At 61.1% G+C, this 21,611-nt stretch carries 17 protein-coding genes; 12 read left to right on the forward strand and 5 right to left on the reverse strand.

The genetic code is table 11. The features are described 5' to 3' along the window. Nucleotide 1: 1 nt before the first annotated feature. From ACR0KJ_RS12915 to ACR0KJ_RS12925, 3 genes are all read right to left on the reverse strand, one after another. Nucleotides 2-2,404 carry a GcvT family protein gene (locus ACR0KJ_RS12915; RefSeq protein ID WP_480626855.1) on the reverse strand — a complete coding sequence of 801 codons (2,403 nt, stop codon included), beginning with the start codon at nt 2,402-2,404 and terminating at the stop codon, nt 2-4. Nucleotides 2,405-2,517: 113 nt separating this feature from the next. After that, nucleotides 2,518-3,147, reverse strand: coding sequence for a glutathione S-transferase (locus tag ACR0KJ_RS12920; protein WP_170623861.1), 630 nt, complete (start codon nt 3,145-3,147; stop codon nt 2,518-2,520). Between the two features lie 19 nt (nt 3,148-3,166). Further along, a complete protein-coding gene (locus ACR0KJ_RS12925) occupies nt 3,167-3,664 on the reverse strand; it encodes a class I SAM-dependent methyltransferase (protein ID WP_170623863.1) in 498 nt (165 codons plus the stop codon). 233 nt (nt 3,665-3,897) lie between these two features. Here ACR0KJ_RS12925 and ACR0KJ_RS12930 point away from each other — a divergent pair, with 233 nt between their 5' ends. The 5 genes from ACR0KJ_RS12930 to ACR0KJ_RS12950 are packed head-to-tail and all read left to right on the forward strand — an operon-like array spanning nt 3,898 to nt 11,118. Continuing rightward, nucleotides 3,898-5,670: an ABC transporter ATP-binding protein gene (locus ACR0KJ_RS12930; protein WP_480626856.1), complete on the forward strand. Its 1,773-nt coding sequence runs from the start codon at nt 3,898-3,900 to the stop codon at nt 5,668-5,670. Next, nucleotides 5,663-7,573 carry an ABC transporter substrate-binding protein gene (locus ACR0KJ_RS12935; RefSeq protein WP_480626857.1) on the forward strand — a complete coding sequence of 637 codons (1,911 nt, stop codon included), beginning with the start codon at nt 5,663-5,665 and terminating at the stop codon, nt 7,571-7,573. Before ACR0KJ_RS12930 ends, ACR0KJ_RS12935 begins: the two co-directional genes overlap by 8 nt. A 13-nt stretch (nt 7,574-7,586) precedes the next feature. Then, nucleotides 7,587-8,615 (forward strand): ABC transporter permease, encoded by a 1,029-nt coding sequence (locus ACR0KJ_RS12940; RefSeq protein WP_170454498.1) that lies wholly within the window; start codon nt 7,587-7,589, stop codon nt 8,613-8,615. Further along, entirely contained in the window at nt 8,612-9,766 is a 1,155-nt protein-coding gene (locus ACR0KJ_RS12945) for an ABC transporter permease (RefSeq protein ID WP_170454501.1), read from the forward strand. Before ACR0KJ_RS12940 ends, ACR0KJ_RS12945 begins: the two co-directional genes overlap by 4 nt. Further along, complete coding sequence (locus ACR0KJ_RS12950; protein WP_480626858.1) at nt 9,763-11,118, forward strand: CoA transferase; 1,356 nt, start codon at nt 9,763-9,765, stop codon at nt 11,116-11,118. The genes ACR0KJ_RS12945 and ACR0KJ_RS12950 overlap by 4 nt, the downstream gene beginning before the upstream one ends. 87 nt (nt 11,119-11,205) lie before the next feature. Here the strand turns inward: ACR0KJ_RS12950 and ACR0KJ_RS12955 are convergent, their stop codons facing one another. Then, a complete protein-coding gene (locus ACR0KJ_RS12955) occupies nt 11,206-13,578 on the reverse strand; it encodes a mechanosensitive ion channel domain-containing protein (protein WP_170454505.1) in 2,373 nt (790 codons plus the stop codon). 390 nt (nt 13,579-13,968) lie between these two features. On the opposite strand from ACR0KJ_RS12955, the gene ACR0KJ_RS12960 reads away from it, so the two are divergent. From ACR0KJ_RS12960 to ACR0KJ_RS12990, 7 genes are read left to right on the forward strand one after another with little or no spacing between them, the layout of a single operon-like run. Continuing rightward, on the forward strand, nt 13,969-15,183 hold the full coding sequence (locus ACR0KJ_RS12960; RefSeq protein ID WP_170520394.1) for a glycosyltransferase: 1,215 nt from the start codon (nt 13,969-13,971) through the stop codon (nt 15,181-15,183). Beyond that, a complete protein-coding gene (locus ACR0KJ_RS12965; RefSeq protein WP_480626859.1) occupies nt 15,180-16,427 on the forward strand; it encodes a glycosyltransferase family 4 protein in 1,248 nt (415 codons plus the stop codon). The genes ACR0KJ_RS12960 and ACR0KJ_RS12965 overlap by 4 nt, the downstream gene beginning before the upstream one ends. Continuing rightward, complete coding sequence (locus tag ACR0KJ_RS12970; RefSeq protein WP_480626860.1) at nt 16,427-17,503, forward strand: glycosyltransferase family 4 protein; 1,077 nt, start codon at nt 16,427-16,429, stop codon at nt 17,501-17,503. The genes ACR0KJ_RS12965 and ACR0KJ_RS12970 overlap by 1 nt, the downstream gene beginning before the upstream one ends. Then, the gene (locus ACR0KJ_RS12975) at nt 17,500-18,084 is read left to right on the forward strand and encodes a histidine phosphatase family protein (RefSeq protein WP_170454515.1); all 585 of its coding nucleotides are present in this window, start codon (nt 17,500-17,502) and stop codon (nt 18,082-18,084) included. The genes ACR0KJ_RS12970 and ACR0KJ_RS12975 overlap by 4 nt, the downstream gene beginning before the upstream one ends. Further along, nucleotides 18,081-19,223 carry a glycosyltransferase family protein gene (locus tag ACR0KJ_RS12980; protein ID WP_480626861.1) on the forward strand — a complete coding sequence of 381 codons (1,143 nt, stop codon included), beginning with the start codon at nt 18,081-18,083 and terminating at the stop codon, nt 19,221-19,223. The genes ACR0KJ_RS12975 and ACR0KJ_RS12980 overlap by 4 nt, the downstream gene beginning before the upstream one ends. Continuing rightward, nucleotides 19,220-19,972 carry a polysaccharide deacetylase family protein gene (locus tag ACR0KJ_RS12985; RefSeq protein WP_480626862.1) on the forward strand — a complete coding sequence of 251 codons (753 nt, stop codon included), beginning with the start codon at nt 19,220-19,222 and terminating at the stop codon, nt 19,970-19,972. The genes ACR0KJ_RS12980 and ACR0KJ_RS12985 overlap by 4 nt, the downstream gene beginning before the upstream one ends. A 17-nt stretch (nt 19,973-19,989) precedes the next feature. After that, a complete protein-coding gene (locus ACR0KJ_RS12990) occupies nt 19,990-20,466 on the forward strand; it encodes a class I SAM-dependent methyltransferase (RefSeq protein WP_170623880.1) in 477 nt (158 codons plus the stop codon). On the opposite strand, the gene ACR0KJ_RS12995 is transcribed toward ACR0KJ_RS12990, so the two are convergent. Continuing rightward, on the reverse strand, nt 20,467-21,609 hold the full coding sequence (locus ACR0KJ_RS12995) for an alpha-D-ribose 1-methylphosphonate 5-triphosphate diphosphatase (protein WP_170454523.1): 1,143 nt from the start codon (nt 21,607-21,609) through the stop codon (nt 20,467-20,469). Nucleotides 21,610-21,611 lie beyond the last annotated feature (2 nt).

The following is a 21,611-nucleotide window of genomic DNA, read 5'->3' on the forward strand; positions in this document are numbered from 1 at the left end:
CTCAGCCCCTCATCGCCTTGCCCTGGGGATCATACGGCGATGGGGCGATCACCCGCGCGGGTCGTTCGACCCCCACCACATGCACGGTCAGTTCCGTACCCGGCGCGGCCTTGTCGCGGTTGACCAAGGCCATTGCCAGCGACTTGCCAGTGTAATGGCCATAGCCGCCCGAGGTGACGAAACCAACGCGGTCCTCGCCCGACCAGATGGGTTCATAGCCGCTGGCATCGGCATCCAAAGCGTCCACCTCCAGCGTCACCTGCACCTGCGCCGGGCCGTTGCCATCGCGCTCGGCCAAGGCAGCGTCTTTGCCGACAAAGTTCTTATCCCAGTCGATCCAGCGATCCATACCGGTCATGCCGGGGGTATAGGCCTGGGTGAACTCGGCGGACCAAATGCCAAAGCTTTTCTCAAGCCGAGTCGACAGCATTGCGTTGAAACCGCACTCGCGAATACCGTCCTCGGCCCCGGCCTCCAGCAACATGCGCCTCAGTTTGATGTGATCGCCATAGCGGCAGTTGATCTCGTACCCCTTCTCGCCCGTCACCGACATGCGGGCCACGCGGGCGCGGACCAAACCGATGTCGAAATCTCCACACCCCATGAATTTCAGGCCCGAGATATCCTGTTCCGCCAGTTTCTCGACCACTGCCTGCGATTTCGGGCCAACCACGGCGAACCCGCAGTATTCTTCGCCCAGATCGCGGACCTCAACCCCGTCGATCATGTGATCGTCGAACCAGCGCATGTGCCAGGCGCGCAGATAGTAGCTGCCCATGATCCACCAGGTGCCATCACCCCAGTTCAAGACGGTCAGATCACCTTTGAGGCGTCCGTTCTCGCCCAGCATCGGGGCCAGCTTGGCCCGACCCGGCGCGGGCAGTTTCGAGGCCATGAGTTTGTCCAGCCAGATCTCTGCATTCGGCCCGGTGACCTCGAACCGGGAAAAGCCCGAGATGTCCATCAGGCCCACACCCTCACGGATCACCTTGCATTCCTCGGCCACGATGTCATGCGCGTTCGAGCGTTTCAGCGTCGGCGTCTCTTCGAACCCTTTCGGCGCAAAATACAGCGGCACCTCAAGGTCCCAGCTGACGCCCCATTTGCAGCCCGCCTCGGTCATCGCATCATGGGCCGGGGCCATTTTCAACGGACGGCCCGCAGGAAGCTGTTCGTTCGGATAGGTCATCACAAAACGGCGGGAATAGAACTGGCCTGTCGTCTCGCGGATGTAGCGTTTGTTTTGCGCAAAGTCTCCGTAACGGGCCACGTCCATCGGCCATGCGTCGGCCTCGGGTTCGCCATGGATCATCCACTCGGCCAGCGTCTTGCCAACGCCGCCACCCTGAAGGAACCCGGCCATCACCGCGCAGGCCGACCAATAGCCCCGCTTGCTCGGCACCGGCCCGACCAGAGGGTTACCGTCGGGCGAGAAGGTAAACGCGCCGTTTACCCATGTCTTGATGCCCACGTTCTGGATCGAGGGATAGCGTTCAAAACCCAGCGTCAACTCGTTCTCGATCCGGTCGAGCTGCTCCTGAAACAGTTCCTCGCCATAGTTCCACGGCGCGCCATCCATGGCCCAGTGTTCGTGATCGACCTCATAAATGCCAACCAGAACACCCTTCTGGTCCTGCCGCATATAGGTGAACCCTTCGAGGTCCACGGTCATCGGCATCTCAAACTCTGCCTGCGCCACCTCGGGTACGGTGTCGGTGATCAGATAGTGGTGCTTCAGGGGCGAAACCGGCAGTTCGACCCCGGCCATCCGGCCCACCTGCTTGGCCCAGAGGCCAGCGGCGTTGACCACGTGTTCGCAGGTAATCGTGCCCTTATCTGTCACCACTTCCCAACCATCCGCTGTCTGCGTCAGGCTTTCGACCTTGGTTTCCTCGTAGTATTCGGCCCCGCGTTTCTTGGCAGCCGTCGCATAAGCCTGAACGGTGCCGGTGGTGTCGATATACCCCTCGCGATCCGCCCACATTGCGCCCAGAACGCCTTCGGTGGACATGATCGGGCAGCGTTTCTGTGCCTCTTGCGGGGTCAGCAACTCGCAGTCATCGATCCCGATAGACTGGAAGATACGGTAATTGGCCTGCAACCACTCCCACCGTTCGGGCGTGCCAGCCAGCGTCAGGCCGCCGGTCATGTGCAACCCGATATTCTGGCCCGATTCCTTTTCAATCTCGCTGAGCAGGTCGATGGTATAGGCCTGTAGCGAGGCCATATTCGGATCCGCGTTCAGCGCATGGATGCCACCCGCCGCGTGCCAGGACGAGCCCGAGGCGAGCCGCCGCCGTTCCAGCATCACAACATCCGACCAGCCGAATTTGGCCAGATGATACAGAACCGAGGCGCCAACAACGCCGCCCCCGATGACCACGACACGGTATTGGGATTTCATCCCGACCTCCCCTAATCAGAACCTGGAAAGACGCTAGTGGCACTGTTCACTTCTGTCTAGACATTTCTGTACAGTAATCGACCCAATCAGACACCCGCCTGTTTTGGCTGCTTTCAAAGACTGGCGCTGGGCCTGGATTGAACCGTGTGAAACCACGTTTGCGTGGCGGTATTGCCCTCGGGTATCCGCATTTTGATCACGCGCGCGAAATCGACGAAAACGAAGGTCGAGATATCGGCGAGGCTGAAGGTATCCCCGGCGACAAAGGGGCTCTCGGCCAATCTGCCCTCAAGCAAGTCAAAAAACGCCCCGACACGTGCCGCACCACGTTCCGCCAGTTGAGGGATCTGGGCGTAATCGACCGGCCCCGGAATGGCGCGATCCTTGAAGGCCGGATGCGTGTTGCGCAGCGCATCGGCAATCGGGGCCCCGCCCTGTTGTTCGACAAGGGCGTGCCACATTAACACCTGGCCTTTTTCGTCAGGTGTACGCCCCATCAGGGGCGGTTCGGGAAAGCTCGCCTCAAGATAGGCCGCGATTCCCAGGTTTTCCGTCAGGACCGCGCCCTCGTCCGTCACAAGAACCGGCAGGGTCGCGCGCGGGTTCACCGCCAGAAACGCATCCTCCAGCTGCTCACCCTTGGCAATCGAGACCTCGCGCGTTTCGATGTCGATCCCCTTTTCGGCGATAAACATGCGGGCCCGGCGGGGGTTTGGCGCTGTTGAACAATCATAGAAGATCATCGGCTGGGTCCTTCTTGGATCATCGGCGATAGACGAAACAGCGCCCTACGACGGCCTCGCCGGGCAAAGGCAGTTCAGTCAGCGTTTCGAAATACATTCGGTCACTCGACACCATCAGCCCGCCCTCGGCCAGCAGCGGCTCGATCAGCGGGGAAACAAGGCGCGCGAAGGCATCGTTCTTCTCGCGATTATGCCCGCCAAGATCCGCGTGGATCAGGCTGGCAGACGCGCCGAAACGCGCGACCGAGGCGGGCAGCGTCTCGCGCACATCGCCCAGAATGACCCGATCCTCGGGCGGGGTGCTGTCCGGGTGCGAGGCCACCGCGCGTTCGAACACGTAAACCGGGCGGTCCTGAATGTGCCGGATCATGTGATGATAAGTCCGGCCATTGCCCAGACCCAGTTCGAATACCGGCCCCTCCATCCCTGCGGTCTGCGCTATCGCAAAATCCAGACAGGCGCGCTGCGACACCATGCGGTCGATGAACAGATCCAGACGGCTTTGATTCTCGGACACGGGGAAATCTCTCCTTGATACCGCTCACCAGCATAGACGCAGGCGGCTGTGCACTAGATGACAAAAACTCAAGAGTTTGTGTAGCAGCGAAGACATAACTTTCATATTCCCGAGACATTTCAGTCTAAGAACGGGTTTGACTAGACGGGCGGAACCGCGCGACACTGACTAAAAAATCACGGGGAGTTGATACAGCCGATGCTACCGTACGGCCAACGGGGTGGAAAACCCGAATGAGCGCGTTGTTGTCCGTCAGAGACCTCAGCATTGGTTTTGGCGTGGGTGATCCTGTGGTCACAGACGTGAATTTCGACGTTGAGGCCGGTCAGACGCTTGCCCTTGTGGGCGAGTCCGGGTCGGGCAAGACTATTTCCTGCCGGGCAGCGCTGCGCATCCTTCCCCGAACCGCACAGATTCGCAGCGGCTCGATCATTCTGAACGATTCCAAGGGCACCGCTGATCTTGTGAAGATCGGCGAGCGTGAGATGCGCGGCATTCGCGGCAATCGGATTTCGATGATTTTTCAGGAGCCCATGCGCTCGCTGTCGCCGCTGCACAAGATCGGCAATCAGGTGAGCGAGGTTCTCTGGCTGCATCGCGGCGCGTCCGAGGCGCAGGCCCGCAAAGAGGTGCTGACGCAGTTCGAACGTGTCGGTTTCCCCGATCCTCAGCGCGCCTATGACTCGTACCCGTTCGAACTGTCCGGCGGTATGCGTCAACGCGCGATGATCGCGATGGCGATGGTGGCCAAGCCCGAACTGATGATCGCGGATGAGCCGACAACGGCGCTGGACGTGACGACGCAGGCGCAGGTGCTTGGGCTGATCAAGGAATTGCAACGCGAAACCGGGATGGCCCTGATCCTTGTGACTCATGACCTTGGCGTGGTTGCCAACATGGCCGAGCAGGTCGTGGTCATGCACAAGGGACGCGTGATGGAGGCGGGTCCCGCCGCGCCCATCCTAACTGCGCCTGCACATCCCTATACCAAGCAGTTGTTCGATGCGGCCCCCGAAATCCCAGATCAGGATGCTGTGGGCATCCCCATGCCCGACGAAGACCTGATCCTGCAGATGAAAGGGGTTTCCAAGACCTACACGATGCGGGCCAGCAAGGGCTGGCAGGCAGATAAGGAAATTCATGCCTGTCGCGGCGTCGATCTGAAACTTGCGCGCGGCAAGACGCTGGCCATCGTAGGTGAAAGCGGCTCGGGCAAGACCACCGCGGCCCGGATCGCCCTTGGTGCGGAACTGCCCGATCCGGGCGGAGAGGTGCTGTTCCGCACCTCCGCAACCGAAGACCCGATCCCTGTTCACAAAATGAGCCGCGCCCAGCGCACCGCCTTTCAGCGCAAGGCGCAGATGGTGTTTCAGGACCCCTATAGCTCGCTCAGCCCCCGCATGCGGATTCAGGATGCGATGACTGAGCCGTTGGAGATTCACCGGATCGGCTCGACTTCGGAACAGCGGGACAAGGCCGCCGAGATGTTGCAGCGTGTTGGTCTGAACGCCGACATGCTGAAACGCTACCCGCACGCCTTTTCCGGCGGTCAACGCCAGCGCCTGTCCATCGCCCGCGCCATGATGCTGGACCCGCAGTTGATCGTGTGTGACGAGCCGACCTCGGCGCTGGACGTGTCGGTACAGGAACAAATCCTGACACTGCTGGAGAACCTGCAGGACAGTCTGAACCTGTCCTACTTCTTCATCTCTCACGATCTTGCGGTCGTGGCGCGCATTGCTGATGAGGTCGCCGTGATGCGCCGAGGGCTGATCGTTGAACAAGCCCCACCCGAAACCCTTTTCTACAATCCGCGCCACCCCTACACCAAGGCGTTGATTGCCGCTCAACCAGAACCCGACATCAACCGCCCGATCGACCTGAAAATGGTTTCGTTGGGTGCCGGCGCGCCGGACAGTTGGGATGAAGCCTTTCGTTTCTCTGACACCGTGATACCTTCACTTGTGGAATTGGAGCCGGGCCATAAGGTACGTTGTCATGTTTAAGACCACTCGCCATTTGTTTTTTGCCGCATCGCTGGCCTTTTCTTCGACCTTGGCCGCCGCAGCCGAAACACCAACCCCGCAAGAGGCCGAATACTGGGCCGCAAAGGTTGATGCCGGAGACTTGCCACCGGTTACCGAACGCTTGCCGAAAGAGCCTTTGGTCGTCGATCTGGCCGCCAAGGGGCGCGAGTTCGGAACGCCGGGCGGGACCCTGCGCACCATGGTGACCCGCTCCAAGGATATCCGTCAGATGGTCGTCTACGGATATGCCCGCCTGGTCGGCTTTGACGAGAATTACGAGATTGTCCCCGACCTGCTGGCCTCGTTCGAAAACGAAGACAATCGCAAGTTCACCCTGAAACTGCGCGAAGGTCATAAGTGGTCCGACGGCTCGCCCTTCACGTCCGAGGATTTCCGCTATTGGTGGGAAGATGTTGCCAATAACGAATTACTCAGCCCCTCGGGCCCGCCGGACTTTCTGATCGTCGAAGGCAAAACACCCACTGTTTCATTCCCGGATGAGACAACCGTGATCTTCGAATGGGATGACCCCAACCCGGATTTCCTGCAATCGCTGGCGCAGGCCCGTCCGCCCTTCATCTACCGGCCAGCCGCTTTCCTGAAGCAATATCATGAGAAATTTGCGGACCCGGAAGAGCTGGCGTTTCAGGTCGAAGATGCTCGCGTCAAAAGCTGGGCGGCGCTGCATAACAAGCTGGATAACCTGTATAAATTCGACAATAGTGACTTGCCGACCCTACAGCCATGGTTGAATGCCAGCTCGGGCAAGAAGATCCGGCACAGCTTTATCCGCAACCCATATTATCACCGCGTCGACTCGAACGGTGTGCAACTGCCCTATATCGACGTGGTCGAGATGGAGATTGTTGCCCCCGGCTTGGTTGCAGCCAAGACCAACGCAGGCGAAAGCGATTTGCAGGGCCGTGGTCTGGCATTCCGCGATGCCTCGATCCTGAAAAAGGGGGAAGAGGTTGGCAACTACAAGACATTGCTGTGGAAAACCGGCGTGGCCTCGCAGATCGCGATCTATCCCAACCTGAACTACTCGGACGAAGCTTGGCGCAATGTGCTGCGCGACGTGCGTGTACGCCGTGCACTGTCGCTGGCAATTGATCGCAACACGATCAATCAGGCGCTTTATTTTAAGCTGGCAAAGCCGATGGCGATGTCGGTTCTGCCCGCCTCGCCTTTCTACAGTGAGGAAAACGCCAAGGCCTGGGCCGACTTCGATGTCGATCAGGCAAATGCCCTGCTGGACGAGGCCGGGCTGGATCAGCGCGACAAGAATGGCATCCGCCTGCTGCCCGATGGCCGCCCCATGGAACTGGTGATTGAAACCGCCGGTGAGCGACAAGAGGTTGAAAACGCATTGCAAATCGTCACCGACACGTGGCGCGAGATTGGCGTCAAACTGGTGATGCGCCCGCTGGACCGCGACATCCTGCGCAACCGTGTCTTTGCCGGGAACACCATGGCCTCGGTCTGGTTTGGGTGGGATGACGGGTTGCCGCAGGCCCATACGTCGCCGTCTTATCTGGCACCGACCGATCAGGTCTTTTTGGCCTGGCCGAAATGGGGCCAGTATTATCAGACCGGTGGCGAGGTTGGCGAAGCCCCCGATATGCCCGAGGCCGAACGCCTGATGGAACTGGCCCATGAATGGGAGATCGCCACCACGGATGAAGAGCGTGAGGCCGCCTGGACCGAAATGCTGAATATCCACGCCGATCAGCTGTATGCCATTGGCATCCTGAACGGCGCACCGCAGCCCATCGTCGTCTCGAACCGTCTGCGCAATGTCCCGGAACAGGCCATGTGGGCGTGGGAGCCCGGCGCGCATTTCGGCGTTCACCGCCCGGATGAGTTCTTCTTCGCCGACTGACAGGAGCAGCTAAATGGTCATGCTGCGCTATGCGGTGTATCGCTTTTTCACGATGCTGCTGACCCTGTTGGTGGTCTCGGTCCTGATTTTCGTGATCATCAACCTGCCGCCCGGCGACTATCTGAGCAATCAGATCGCCGAACTTCAGGCTTCGGGTCAATCGGCAGGCGTGGCCAAGGCCGAGTTCCTGCGCACGGAATACGCGCTGGACCGCCCGATGTGGGAGCAATACCTGATCTGGATGGGGTTCTGGCCCGGCCCGCACGGCTTTTCGGGCATGTTGCAGGGCAACTGGGGCTGGTCCTTTGAATTCGACCGCCCGGTGTCCGAGATCGTTGGCGATACGTTGTGGCTGACCGTTGTCGTGAACCTTGCCGCGATCCTGTTTGTCTATGCGGTCGCCCTGCCCCTTGGCGTGATTGCCGCCGCGCGGTCGCGGACATGGATCGACTATACCTCGGCCTTTGTGGGCTATCTGGGTCTGGCGACGCCGAACTTCCTGCTTGCGCTGATCCTGTTTTATTACGGCCACCAGTATTTCAACTTGCCCATCGGTGGGCTTATGGACCCCAAATTCGAAGGCCAGCCGATGAGTTGGGATAAACTCAAATCCATCCTGATCCACCTGATCGTGCCAACCTTCGTCATCGGCACATCCGGAGCCTCGGCCATGATGCAACGCCTGCGGGCGAATATGCTGGACGAGTTGGGCAAACCTTATGTGGAAACAGCCATCGCCAAGGGCATGGCCCCGTCCCGAATGCTGACCAAATACCCCCTGCGCGTGGCCTTTAACCCGTTCGTGGCCGATATCGGCAACCTGCTACCCTCGATGGTGTCGGGCTCGGTTCTGGTCTCGGTCGTTCTGGGCCTGCAGACCATCGGCCCGACCCTGCTGACGGCACTCAAGACGCAGGATCAGTTCCTGTCGGCCTTCATCCTGATGTTCGTGGCACTGCTGACGCTGATCGGCACCATGATCTCGGACATTCTGCTGGTGATGCTCGATCCACGCATTCGGTATGAGGGGCGCGAAGCATGACCGACCGCCCCGATGATCGCTTTGTCGATGACGCCCCATTCGACCCGCAAGCCTCGGTCCAGCAGCTGGAACGTGCCGATCTGGACGCGCCAAACTGGGTGCTGGTCTGGCGGAAATTCAGAACCCACAAGCTGGGCCTGATTTCGGGCATCTTCCTGTTGCTGTGTTACCTGATGTTGCCCTTCGCCGGGTTCATCGCACCCTATGGCCCAAATGACCGGAACGGCGAACACCTTTATGCTCCGCCTCAATCGATCAACTGGTTCCACGAAGGGGAATTCAAAGGCCCGTTCATCTATCCCATCGTGGCCGAGGCGGATCTGGAGACGTTCCAGTGGAAATTCGTTCCCGATACCGAAGACCCGCGCCCGATCCGCTTCTTCTGCGAAGGGTCGGAATACCGGCTGGCCGGCCTGATCAAATCCGACACCCACCTGTTCTGCGCCCCGGACGGCGCTACCCTGTTCCTGTGGGGTTCGGATCGGCTGGGCCGTGATGTGTTCAGCCGCATCCTTTACGGCGCGCAACTGTCCTTGACGGTGGGCCTGATCGGCATTTCGGTCTCATTTTTCCTTGGCATCCTGTTCGGATCCATGGCCGGGTATTTCGGCGGGCGCATCGACTGGACGATCAACCGGGTCATCGAAGTCCTGCGCTCTCTACCCGAGCTTCCCTTGTGGCTGGCCCTGTCCGCCGCCGTGCCATCGAACTGGAGCCCGGTTGCGGTGTTCTTCATCATCTCGATCATTCTTGGCATCCTCGACTGGCCCGGCCTCGCCCGATCCGTCCGGGCCAAATTCCTGTCGCTGCGGGAAGAGGAATATGTCCGCGCGGCCGAGATGATGGGCGCAAGCTCGGGCCGGGTGATCCGCAAACACCTATTGCCCAACTTCATGTCCCACCTGATCGCCTCGGCCACGCTGTCGATCCCTGCGATGATCCTTGGGGAAACGGCACTATCCTTCCTGGGCCTCGGCCTGCGCGCACCGGCGGTCAGTTGGGGCGTGATGCTGAATGACGCGCAGAACCTGGCCTCGATCGAGATCTACCCGTGGACCGCCATCCCGATGCTGCCAATCATCGTCGTCGTACTGGCCTTCAACTTCCTTGGTGACGGATTGCGCGACAGCCTTGATCCCTATCAGCAATGAGTCTGCTTGCCGCACTGCCTGCATCTGACGGCTATCGCACCACCGGATCCGGGGCATTGCCCAGCGCCTTCGCGGTCTCTGAGCTTGCAACTGCCAGCCTTGCTGCCGTGGGTCAGGAGGTATCGCGCCTGATGGTGGCGCTCAACCTGACGCCCACAGCGCCCGACATCGAGGTCAACCAACGTCTGGCCTCGCTCTGGTTTCGCTATTCCTTCAAGCCCGATGGGTGGCAGATGCCCAGCCTGTGGGACGCCATCGCAGGGGATTACCGCGCCGCAGATGGCTGGATTCGGCTGCACACCAACCTGCCGCACCACCGGGCCGCCGCGCTGAAGGTCCTGGGCACCGAGGCCGACCGGGATGCGGTCACGCAGGCCCTCAGGTCGTGGTCCATTGGTGATCTGGAAAACGCCATCGTCGCGGAAGGCGGCGTTGCCGCTGCAATGCGCAGCCGGGTCGAGTGGCAGGACCACCCCCAAGGTCGTGCAGTCGCCCGAGACCCGCTGATCGGATGGCACAGCCCCAGACATATCACGCTGCGTGATCGGCCCCAGGCCACCGCTGAACGCCCGCTGGCAGGGTTGCGCGTGCTGGACCTGACGCGGGTTCTGGCGGGTCCGGTCTCGACCCGTACGCTCGCCGGGCTTGGGGCCGACGTGTTGCGCATTGATCCACCGGATTGGGATGAACCCGGCGTGATCCCCGATATTTCTCTGGGCAAGCACTGCGCTTATCTGGACCTGAAATCAACTGATGGGCTGGCGCGACTGCAGGCTCTGCTGGCCGAGGCGGATGTCTTTGTCCATGGCTACCGTCCCGGTGCTTTGGACGCCTTGGGCCTGACCAATTCCAAGCGGGACGAACTGGCCCCGAACCGGGTCGAGGTCACGTTGGATGCCTATGGCTGGCAAGGCCCCTGGGCCGGGCGGCGCGGGTTCGACAGTCTGGTGCAGATGAGCGCCGGAATTGCACATACCGGCATGGGCTGGGCGCAGGCGGACAGACCAACCCCGTTGCCGGTTCAGGCATTGGATCATGCAACCGGATACCTGATGGCAGCCGCCGTCCTGTCTGCACTGGCCGAGGCGGCGCAAAGCAACTCGGTCATGCATGCGCAACTGTCCCTTGCCCGCACGGCCGAGCTTCTTGCCGTTTTGGGCAAGACCGACGCAGCGGACGAAATCGGGGAAGTCACAAAAAGCGACTATTCCAAAACCATGGAAAATTCAGGCTGGGGCCCCGGATACCGGCTGAAATCGCCCCTTACCGTGGGCGGGACCGAACTGCGCTGGCCCCGTCCCGCCAACAAACTGGGCACATCTGATCCTGTCTGGCCGACGCCGGCCCCCTGACACACCCGCCGCGCGGCACGCGCGGCCCGGCCCAACGCTTTGGGTGGCGTCTCGTCAGAGACGCAGACCAAAGGGGCGGGAGAACCCCTAGCGGTCGTCGCCGCCGGGGCCGATATCGTCCAGATAATCCTCGTCAATCGCGGCCTGCACAGCGCCGGTTACCGCCTCGCGCTGTTTTGGCGTCAGGTCTTCGGCGTTCTTGTCATCTGCCAGCCGCACAGTGACTTCGCGGTGGGCAAAACGGATACCTTCGCGGGCAAACAATTCGCGAATTTCCTGATACACCTTCTTGCGCACCAGCCACTGATCGCCCGGTTTGGTCATGAACTTGACCCGGATGATCATCGCGGAATCCTGCATCTCGATCACGCCCTGCGATTTCAGCGGCTGGATAAAGTTCTCGCCGATCACCGGATCGCTCAGCAATTGCTGGCCCAGCTTCTTGATCAGTTTGCGCACCTTTTCCACATCGGTGTCATAGGTGACACGCAGGGGCAGCTTCATGATCACCCAGTCGCGGGAATAGTTGGTCAGAACCTTGATCTCACCAAAGGGAATGGTGTTCAGCGCGCCCAGATGGTGGCGCAACTGGAACGACCGGACCGAGATCTTTTCGACCGTCCCTTTCACATCCCCAATGTCGATATACTCCCCCTTGCGGAACGCATCATCCAACAGGAAGAACGCGCCCGAGAATATGTCGCGGACCAGCGTTTGCGAGCCGAACCCAACGGCCAGACCAACCACACCAGCACCGGCGAACAGCGGGCTGACATTGATGCCCAGTTCCATCAGCACGATCAGCACAATCGTGACCACGACAACGGCCAGAATCGCCCCCCGGAACAGCGGCAACAGAGTCGCCAACCGACTTTGACCGCCTTCGCCACCTTCATCACCCAGTTCGGCCTCGGTTCCGTCATCGGATTCTTCGGCGATTTTACTGTCGATCCAGATGCGGAAGAAGTTGAACAGGATGTAGCCGATGAACAGGATCACCATGACATCCAACGCGCGCCCGACGGGCAGGTCCTCGCTCCAACTGGCCTCGGGGTTCCAGATCACGACCAGCGCGTACATACCGACCACAAAGGCCAGAATACCGGCGACACGGCGGGCAAGGTCTTCGTAGGTCAGGATCGTGTGCTTTCGTTGCGTGGCCTCTGGCGTGTCCGAAACGAGTTCGCCCTCCAGAGGTTCGTCCGCCGTGGCATTCTTTTCTTCGATCTGGCGGTTACGGTTGAAATAGCGTTCCAGCAGATAGTTCATCGCACCATAGGCCACGACGACGGACATGAAGATCGCGTAGCTGCTGGCCACAATCGGGACCGAGTTTTCATTCTCCAGCACCAGATCCACTGCCAGCTTGAACCAGCTGAATACCATGTAAATGATCAGCACCGGGGCCCAGGCGAATGAGATGAACCGCAAGATCCACGACACCTGACCGGGCGCGCGCCCACCCCGGATCGCATTGGAAATGGCACCTGCATTGAACAGGATCATCAGGATATTGCCCAAGGCCCCCACCATGGTCAGGCCACCATAGACCATGGCATAGACATTGTAGTTCAGCCCGAAATCCGCCACCCAGGTCGAGAACATAACGACCGAGATGTCATAGGTGGCCAGTGCCGACGCCCAGATATACAGCCGCTTCGCGTTGCGGTCGGAAAAGGGCGGCAGGCGATATTGGCTCAGATACGGCGACAGCACCATCCGCCACAGGTCGGACACCGTGCGTGACAGGAAAAAGGCCGTGAAGATGGCCGTTACCGTGAATTGGATCGAGATATCCTCGGCCTCGCCAAAAAACAGATACCCGACGATCAGGGCCATCAGCATCGCAAATATGGTTCCGCCGATTCCCATCAGGAAGCGGAACACAAGGAACGGCATTTTTTCGCGATAGCCTTGGGGGTTTTCTTTGCTTCGGGCCACGACCCAGCGTTTGGCAAAGCGTTTGCCGTATATTTCCGTCGACAGCCATCGGCCTAACAACAGGAACAGGACGTTCCAAACCAGAACCTCGACATAGGTCTGAATGCGCCCATCGGGGCTGGTTTGGCGCAGGACGTACTGAACCTCGAATACCGAATAGGGCAAGGCTTCCAGGCGCGAGGCGACCGACTCGCGGAACTTCGAAAACCGCTCTTGCGCCCGCATCAGTTGCGATCCGTCGGCCATTGGGTTTTCCGCCGAGTCCTCGGACGCAGCCCCTCCGCCGGAGGTCGAGGTCACAACCTGCCCCGCACTGTCGATCACGATGACGCTGGCACCAGCCTCGCTGGCGGCGCGGATCGCGGCGGCCAGATCGCCTTCGCTGGCTGTCTCGGTCTCTTCGGTTGATCCTGTCGGATAACCGGGGATCAGAGAGGTTTGCGCAGAAACTCCAGCGGGCAAGACCAGAAGAACAGTCAGCAACGCCAGGATCAATCCAGCCAGAAAGTTAGGTTTCATAGGGTCTTGCATCCTAAACTCAAGATGCCGCTCAGAATACAGAACCCTTACGCTCTGTTCAAACCATCACGGCCATCGAACTCAATATCGTGCCGGGGCGTGGTCCTGGCGCAATGGGTCACTGCGGGTATTTTCAACTTCGCAAAAATTGAATATGACCTGTATTGCGCTCAGGCGCTGCCCAACTGGCCGTTTTTTCGACCATTCCGCTAACAATGCCAAACCCCGGAGAAAAATGCCCGCGATACAACATTCTTCTGTTGCCAATTCGCAATGCCTCGCGCATTTGCGATTGGGCCTTTCCGCCTTTGGCAAGCAAGGCTTAACAATATAAGATAACTGGTGCGAACGCGCGGATCCTGCACCAAGACCAGAAAAACAGGCACCAATATGAGCCTCGGCACAAACACTCTTAAATCCGGTCGCGCGCCGCGCATCCTGTTTTACAGCCATGATACCTTTGGTTTGGGTCATCTGCGACGCTCGCGCGCATTGGCGGCGGCGGCAACGCAGGCAGACCCAACCGCATCGGCGCTGATCCTGACCGGCTCGCCCGTGGCCGGGCGGTTCACTTTTCCCCGCCGCGTCGACCATGTGCGCCTGCCCGGCGTGACCAAGCGCGCCGACGGATCTTATGCCGCGCGCACTATCGGCATGGGAATCGATGAAGTGACCGAGCTGCGCGCGGGTCTGATCCAGACAGCCGTGCAGCAATTCGATCCGGACATGCTGATCGTCGATAAGGAACCCACCGGGTTTCGCGGCGAATTGTTGCCGACGCTGGAATATCTGGAAAACAACTGCGGCACCAAGCTGGTCCTTGGTCTGCGCGATGTGCTGGACGAGCCCGAGGTGCTGGCCGCCGAATGGGACCGGAAAGACGCCGTTACCGCGACCGAGCGGTTTTATGACGAGATCTGGGTTTATGGCCTGCGCTCGATCTACGACCCGACCGCTGGGTTGCCTCTGAACCCTGCAACGCAGTCCCGCATTCATTGGACCGGCTATCTGCGGCGTGACCTTGGCCCTGTCGGTGAACCGCCTGAACAGCCCTATATCCTGATCACCCCCGGTGGGGGCGGCGATGGCAAGGCCATGGTCAATCTGGTTCTGTCTGCCTACGAACAAGACCCCAATCTGTCGCCCCGTGCCGTTCTGGTCTATGGGCCATTCCTGTCCGGCGAACTGCGCGAGGATTTTGAAGCCCGCGTGGCGGCGCTGAATGGTCGGGTGACGGCTGTGGGTTTCGAATCCCAGATCGAAACCCTGTTTGCCGGTGCTGCCGGTGTGGTCTGCATGGGGGGCTACAACACCTTTTGCGAGGTTCTGTCCTTCGACAAGCGCGCCGTCATTGTTCCGCGTACCACACCGCGTCTGGAACAGTGGATCCGCGCCTCGCAGGCCGAGGGGTTGGGTCTTGTCCGAATGCTGGACGAAACCCGCGATGGCCTGACGCCTGATGCAATGATTCAGGCCATTCGTGCACTGCCGCAACAGCCGTTGCCGTCTGAGACGATCCAGGCTGGCCTGCTTGACGGTCTGGATTACGTGACCGACCGGATCGAAACCCTGCTGACCGGCGAACAGGAACGGGCCACCGGATGAGTGCAAATACGCCGAAGCTGGCGGTGCTGGTCAAAGGCTGGCCGCGCCTGTCCGAGACGTTCATCGCGCAGGAACTGGTCGCCCTTCAGGACGCGGGCCACACGTTTGACATCTGGTCACTGCGCCACCCGACGGACACCAAACGCCATCCGCTGCATGACCGCTTTACCGGTCGCGTGCACTACCTGCCCGAATATCTGTATCAGGAACCCCAGCGGGTCTGGTCCGCACGCGCGATTGCACAAAGCCTTCCGGGCTATGCCGAGGCATACCGGGTATGGCGGCAAGACCTGCGTCGTGATCCCACCCACAACCGCATCCGCCGCTTTGGGCAGGCCTGCGTTCTGGCTGCGGAACTGCCCGGCGACACACGGGCGCTTTATGCGCATTTCATGCACACGCCATCCTCGGTCGCGCGCTATGCGGCCATCATGCGCGGCGTTCCATGGAGCTTTTCCGCCCACGCCAAGGATATCTGGACCTCGCCGGACTGGGAGAAACGCGAAAAGTTGCAGGCGGCGACACATGGCGCAACCTTCGGGGCCACCTGCACCGCCATCGGGGCGCAACACCTGCGCGGTTTGGCGGATACGCCGGATCGGGTCGATCTGATTTACCACGGGCTGGACCTTGGCCGCTTTCCATCCCCGCCCGAGCGCGCGTTGCGCGATGCGAATGGGCCGTTTCACATGATCTCGGTCGGGCGGCTGGTCGAGAAAAAGGGCTTTGACCGTCTGATCGCGGCCTTCGCCCTGCTGCCCAAGACACTGGACTGGCATTGGACACATATCGGCGGCGGTGGTATGGGGCAGGCGCTGCAGGAACAGGCAAAGGCTGCGGGTGTTGCCCACCGCATCACCTGGAAAGGCGCATGTGATCAGCCCGAGGTGATTGCGGCGATGCGGGATGCGGACCTGTTCGTGCTGCCCAGCCGAATTGCCGATGACGGAGACCGGGACGGGTTGCCGAATGTGCTGATGGAGGCAGCGTCGCAAAAACTGCCGATCCTTTCGACGCCCGTTTCCGCCATTCCCGAATTCATCGAGACCGGAACGCATGGCGTTCTGTCCCAGGACGACCCGGCGGCTTTGGCCGAGGCGATGGCCCAGATGGCGGCGCAGCCAGCGAAAACTGCCAAGATGGCCCAAGCCGCTTATGATCGTTTGCTTGCCGAATTCCGGATGGACCCGGGCATCGCTCAATTGTCGGCCCGGCTGAGCGCTTTGTGCACGGACGCCGCCTGATGGCGCGCGTCGCGTTCTATGCGCCGATGAAGTCCCCCGACAGCCCAAAACCTTCGGGCGACCGGGAAATGGCCCGCAACCTGATGCAGGCCATTTCGGCGCAAGGGGACCGGGTCGATCTGATCTCGAACCTGCGCATCTATGACAAAACCGGAGACGCGGCACATCAGCAATCGCTGCGTTTGGCGGCTGAGGCCGAGGCGCAGCGGTTGATCTCTCAGATGCCAGCGGACGTCGATCTTTGGGTGACCTATCACAACTACTACAAAGCCCCCGATCTGTTGGGCCCTGTGGTATCAAAGGCGCGCGGTATTCCTTATGTTCAGTTGGAAAGCACCCGCGCCTCCAGCCGCCTGACCGGCCCCTGGTCGGGCTTCGCCCGGGCGGCGCACGCGGCCTGCGATGCGGCGCAGGTGATTTTCTATCACACGGCAAATGACCTGATCACCCTGCAGCGCGACCGCTGCAACAATCAGGCTTTGGTCGAGTTGCCACCCTTCTTACCGATCTCCGACCTGCCACCAAGCGGCACCGCGGACGGCCCGATGCTGAGCGTCGGGATGATGCGCCACGGGGACAAGCTGGCCTCGTACACCATTCTCGCCGAAGCCTTGGCGCATCTGACTGGTGACTGGCGCCTCAACATCGCAGGGGACGGCCCCGCCCGCCCCGAGGTCGAGGCCCTGATGGCACCCTTTGCGGAACGCGTCACCTTCTTGGGTCAACTGGACCGGGACGCTCTGCAAGCTGCCTACCAAACTGCCAGCCTGTTCGTCTGGCCCGGCGTGAATGAGGCCTATGGGATGGTCTACCTCGAAGCGCAGGCAGCCGGCCTGCCCGTTGTGGCGCAGGATCGGCCGGGGGTTCGGGATGTTCTCTGTCCGTCGGATTACCCATCCGTGGACGCCGGAGTACCGGGGTTTGCCATGCATCTTCAGGCGCTGCTGGATGACCCCGCCAGACGCCGAACCCTTGGTGCCGACGCGCGGGCGCATGTGGCGGCGCATCACCTGATGCCGCGCGCAACCGAAACCTTCTGGGCGGCGGTGCGCCCGTTGGTGGAGGCATCGGCATGACCAGACTGGCCCTCTTGCGACACGGGCACACAAGCTGGAACCGCGCCGGTCAGATACAAGGGCGCAGCGATATTCCCCTTGATGATGACGCGCGGGCTGAACTGGCGGGCTACGATCTTCCACCCGGATGGGAGCAGGCTGACATCTGGTCCAGCCCATTGGCCCGCGCGCACGAAACGGCGCAGTTGGTATCGGGTCGCACTCCGCAGACATCTGCGGCCCTGACCGAGATGAACTGGGGCGAATGGGAGGGGCTGCGCGGCGTCGATCTGATTGAAGACCCTAAAAGCGGCTATCGCCATATCGAAGACTGGGGCTGGGATTACCGCCCGCCCAATGGCGAAAGCCCCGCCGAGGTCTGGCGTCGCTTGCAACCATGGCTGTCCGGGTTGCAGCGGGACACGGTCGCGATCTGCCATATCGGCATCATGCGGGTGATCCTCGCCCGCGCCTGGGGTTGGAATTTTGAAGGCCCCGCGCCTTTCAAGATCAAACGCAATCGGCTTTATGTCGTTGAGATGCCTGACCTGACCGCCGAACCTGACCCTGTGCGCCTGATCCCTCGCGGAGCCACACAATGAGAGTGATGATCGTCGTCACCCATCTGCTGGGCACGGGCCATCTGAGCCGCGCGCTGACATTGGGCCGCGCCTTTGTGGACGATGGGCAGCAGGTGTTGGTTGTGTCGGGCGGCATGCCCGCGCCGCAATTGAACACGGACGGCATGACCCTGCTTGGCCTGCCGCCGTTGCGCTCGGACGGGACGAATTTCACACGCCTTCTGACAGAGACCGGCGAGGTCGCCGATGCAGGGTATCTGACTGCGCGGAGCACCGCTTTGGTTCAGGCGATACACAGCTTTCAGCCCCAGGTTCTGATCACCGAGCTTTTCCCCTTTGGCCGCCGTGTGCTGGCCGCCGAGTTCGAAGCGGGTCTGGAAGCCGCACACGCACTGGAATCGCGCCCCATCATTCTTTGTTCGATCCGCGACATTCTGGCGCCGCCCTCGAAGCCCGCGAAGGCCGAACGCGCCGATGACATCGTGCAGCGTTATTATGACGGTGTGCTTGTGCATTCTGATGAAAACATCACCCCGCTTTCGATCAGTTGGCCGGTGTCGGAACACCTTGCGAAACGGCTGCATTATACGGGGTTTGTCGCACCAGAGGCTCCACGCCCGCATCCAGAAGCCGTGGGACGGGACGAAGTTTTGGTCAGCACGGGCGGCGGATCTGTCGGCCAGCCGATCTTTCGCGCGGCCATCGAGGCCGCCCGAAAGATGTCCAACAGGCGCTGGCGCCTGTTGGTGGGCGGGCGGGACGCAAAGGGCCGCATTGCCGAGTTGTCCGGGTACGTTGATGGGGCACCGGTGACACTGGAACCCGTGCGCCCGGATTTCAGGCAGATGCTGCCCCATGCCGCGGCCTCGGTCAGCATGTGCGGCTACAACACCGCTTTGGATATCCTGCAATGTGGAACGCCTGCGGTGTTTGTGCCCTTTGACGATGGCAAGGAAGTCGAACAGGGGCTGCGCGGTCAGAGTCTGTCGGGTTTGCCCGCGATCGAGCTGCTGCACAGTCAGGACCTGACCGGGTCTGCGTTGGCCCAGCGGGTTGAACGTGTGATTTCCGACGGGCGGCGAAAGCCCGAACGCGCAGGGTTTGACGGCGCACAGCACAGCGTTGAGATCGCCAAACACTTGTGGGAGCAACGGCCATGAACCCCGACTGGAGCCCATTGGACGCCGAACTGGCCCTGTGGCGCATGGGCGACCTGTCCCTGCCCCTGTGGTGGCGGGACGATGATGCGACGACGCTTACACCGCAATTGGACAGGCTAACCGAACTCTCCGAGCGGTTGGGCTTGCCTGTCCATCTGGCTGTGATCCCCCGTGATGCGGATGCAAAACTTGCGGGATATGTCGACCAGCATCCGGTTTTGATCCCCGTTGTCCATGGATGGGCGCATCAGAATCACGCACCCGAAGGTGAAAAGAAGTCCGAGTTTAGGGCGCATCGACCACTGGATGCGGTTATCGCCGATGCAAAAGCGGGGCTTACCCGTATGACAGAGATGTTCGGTGATCGGCTGCGACCGATGTTTGTCCCACCTTGGAACAGGATCGGCGATGAAGCCGTCGCGCAACTGCCCGCGCTGGGCTTTCGCATCCTGTCCACGGCAACGCCGCGCAAGGCCGCGATGGCCGCCCCGGGGCTGGAGCAGATCAACACCCATCTCGATCCCATTGACTGGCGTGGAACACGCGGGCTGGTTGCTCCGGATGTTTTGATCTTGCAGGTCGTGGACTTTCTCAAGGATCGCCGCAATGGACGGGCAGAGAATGCTGAACCGTTCGGAGTGCTGACCCACCACCTTGTCCACGACCCGAACATCTGGGCCTTCACCGAGGCCCTGCTGACGAAACTACTGGACGGCCCCGCACAGGCGTGGACCGCCCCCAAGACCTGAAGAACGGAGTTCCCCTGATGAGCCGATTGGATTCCATGCTGCGTCGCCTGACTGCCCAGCGCGACGGGCTGAACTGGGCCGCATCCCGGATCGCGGATAAGGACGGCGATGTGCTGGACATGGGACTGGGCAACGGGCGCACCTATGACCACCTGCGAGAGATCCTGCCCAACCGGCGCATCTGGGTGATGGACCGGGTGTTGCAATGCCACCCCGACAGCACCCCGCCCGAACAGGATTTCCTGCAAGGCGAGGCCGAGCCGATGCTGGAAAGGCTGGCCCGTGAAGGCCACAAGATGGCCATGGCGCATTATGATTTCGGACGTGGGATCAAGGAAGAGGACGTGGCCGAAGCTGCCCGCCTCAGCCCGTTGATCGCGCAGGTGATGCAGCCCGGAGGGTTGCTGATCTCGGGCCAGCCATTGGTGGGCTTCGATCAGATCAAAGGGCCCGAAACCATCGCACCGGACCGGTACTTGTTTTACCTTGCCTGATCAGGCCACGCGCTGCCCACGCGACCAGACCGCCTTCAAGGCCGGAACATCGCCCCGCATCTGAAACCGGATCAGGTCGGCACGCGCGCCGCTGCGCAGCTCTCCCCGGTCGTGCAACCCTGCGGCTTGCGCCGGGGCCAGAGTGACGGTCCTGAGACCGCGTGCCATGTCGCCCCACATCTCACCCAGACGCACTGCCGACAGCAACAGGGCCGACGGCACATAATCCGACGACATGATGTCCAGATGACCCAGCCGGGCCAGTTCCTCGGCCGCCACATTCCCGGAATGAGAGCCGCCACGTATGATGTTCGGCGCCCCCATCATCACCTTGATGTTGTGGTCATGACAGGCGCGCGCGGCCTCGACCGTTGTCGGGAATTCGGCCAGACAAATGCCGTGGCCTGCAGAAACCTTCACCTGATCTTCGGTCGTGTCATCATGGCTGGCGATCACCGCCCCGAACCGTTGCGCGGCCTTCACGGTTTCGACCTCGTGTGTGTCACCGTGTTGGTCGCGCAGGCCCTTCAACTGCGCCACGTGCTGCAAAAACGTATCGTCGTCCATCGCGTATTTGCCCTTCATATAGGCCTCGAACTTTGACAGATCGCGAAACTGCCGCTGGCCCGGCGTATGGTCCATGATCGACACCAGCCCAACCCGGTCCTCGGGGCCGAACTCATTCAGTTCTTCGACCAGCGTTTCCGAGCACACCTCGGCCCGCAGATGCAGGAAATGGCTGATCTTCAGCGCATCCTGTTCCCGCAGGTCCCAAAGCTCCTGCGACAGGCCACGGGCGTATTTCCCGTATCGCGCGGCCCCAGACGGGATCGAGCCCACGCGCATGGCATCGAAGACAGTGGTGATCCCGGTGCTGGCCAACTCGGCATCGTGGGCAAGGATCGCGGCGGCATGCGGCCAGTCCACTCGGGGGCGCGGCTGGATATGGCGTTCCAGATTGTCCGTGTGCAACTCCACCAATCCGGGGCAGACATAGTCGCCGCCGCAATCGATCGCCCCCGTCGGAACCGAGGTGCCTGTGTCCATCTCCGCAATGGTGCCACCGACGATCCGAACGCTGCCGGTCACGGTCTCTTCGGGCAACACAAGCGTGGCATTGGCAAGGATCATTTCTTCTGTCATCT

The sequence above is a fragment of the Ruegeria sp. AD6 genome, assembly GCF_056542325.1.

Excerpts from the sequence above, each read along its gene's own strand:
- ACR0KJ_RS12915 (WP_480626855.1), bottom strand. The coding sequence starts at position 2,404 with ATGAAATCCCAATACCGTGTCGTGGTCATCGGGGGCGGCGTTGTTGGC.
- ACR0KJ_RS12920 (WP_170623861.1), bottom strand. The coding sequence starts at position 3,147 with ATGATCTTCTATGATTGTTCAACAGCGCCAAACCCCCGCCGGGCCCGC.
- ACR0KJ_RS12930 (WP_480626856.1), top strand. The coding sequence starts at position 3,898 with ATGAGCGCGTTGTTGTCCGTCAGAGACCTCAGCATTGGTTTTGGCGTG.
- ACR0KJ_RS12935 (WP_480626857.1), top strand. The coding sequence starts at position 5,663 with ATGTTTAAGACCACTCGCCATTTGTTTTTTGCCGCATCGCTGGCCTTT.
- ACR0KJ_RS12940 (WP_170454498.1), top strand. The coding sequence starts at position 7,587 with ATGGTCATGCTGCGCTATGCGGTGTATCGCTTTTTCACGATGCTGCTG.
- ACR0KJ_RS12945 (WP_170454501.1), top strand. The coding sequence starts at position 8,612 with ATGACCGACCGCCCCGATGATCGCTTTGTCGATGACGCCCCATTCGAC.
- ACR0KJ_RS12950 (WP_480626858.1), top strand. The coding sequence starts at position 9,763 with ATGAGTCTGCTTGCCGCACTGCCTGCATCTGACGGCTATCGCACCACC.
- ACR0KJ_RS12955 (WP_170454505.1), bottom strand. The coding sequence starts at position 13,578 with ATGAAACCTAACTTTCTGGCTGGATTGATCCTGGCGTTGCTGACTGTT.
- ACR0KJ_RS12960 (WP_170520394.1), top strand. The coding sequence starts at position 13,969 with ATGAGCCTCGGCACAAACACTCTTAAATCCGGTCGCGCGCCGCGCATC.
- ACR0KJ_RS12965 (WP_480626859.1), top strand. The coding sequence starts at position 15,180 with ATGAGTGCAAATACGCCGAAGCTGGCGGTGCTGGTCAAAGGCTGGCCG.
- ACR0KJ_RS12970 (WP_480626860.1), top strand. The coding sequence starts at position 16,427 with ATGGCGCGCGTCGCGTTCTATGCGCCGATGAAGTCCCCCGACAGCCCA.
- ACR0KJ_RS12975 (WP_170454515.1), top strand. The coding sequence starts at position 17,500 with ATGACCAGACTGGCCCTCTTGCGACACGGGCACACAAGCTGGAACCGC.
- ACR0KJ_RS12980 (WP_480626861.1), top strand. The coding sequence starts at position 18,081 with ATGAGAGTGATGATCGTCGTCACCCATCTGCTGGGCACGGGCCATCTG.
- ACR0KJ_RS12985 (WP_480626862.1), top strand. The coding sequence starts at position 19,220 with ATGAACCCCGACTGGAGCCCATTGGACGCCGAACTGGCCCTGTGGCGC.
- ACR0KJ_RS12990 (WP_170623880.1), top strand. The coding sequence starts at position 19,990 with ATGAGCCGATTGGATTCCATGCTGCGTCGCCTGACTGCCCAGCGCGAC.
- ACR0KJ_RS12995 (WP_170454523.1), bottom strand. The coding sequence starts at position 21,609 with ATGACAGAAGAAATGATCCTTGCCAATGCCACGCTTGTGTTGCCCGAA.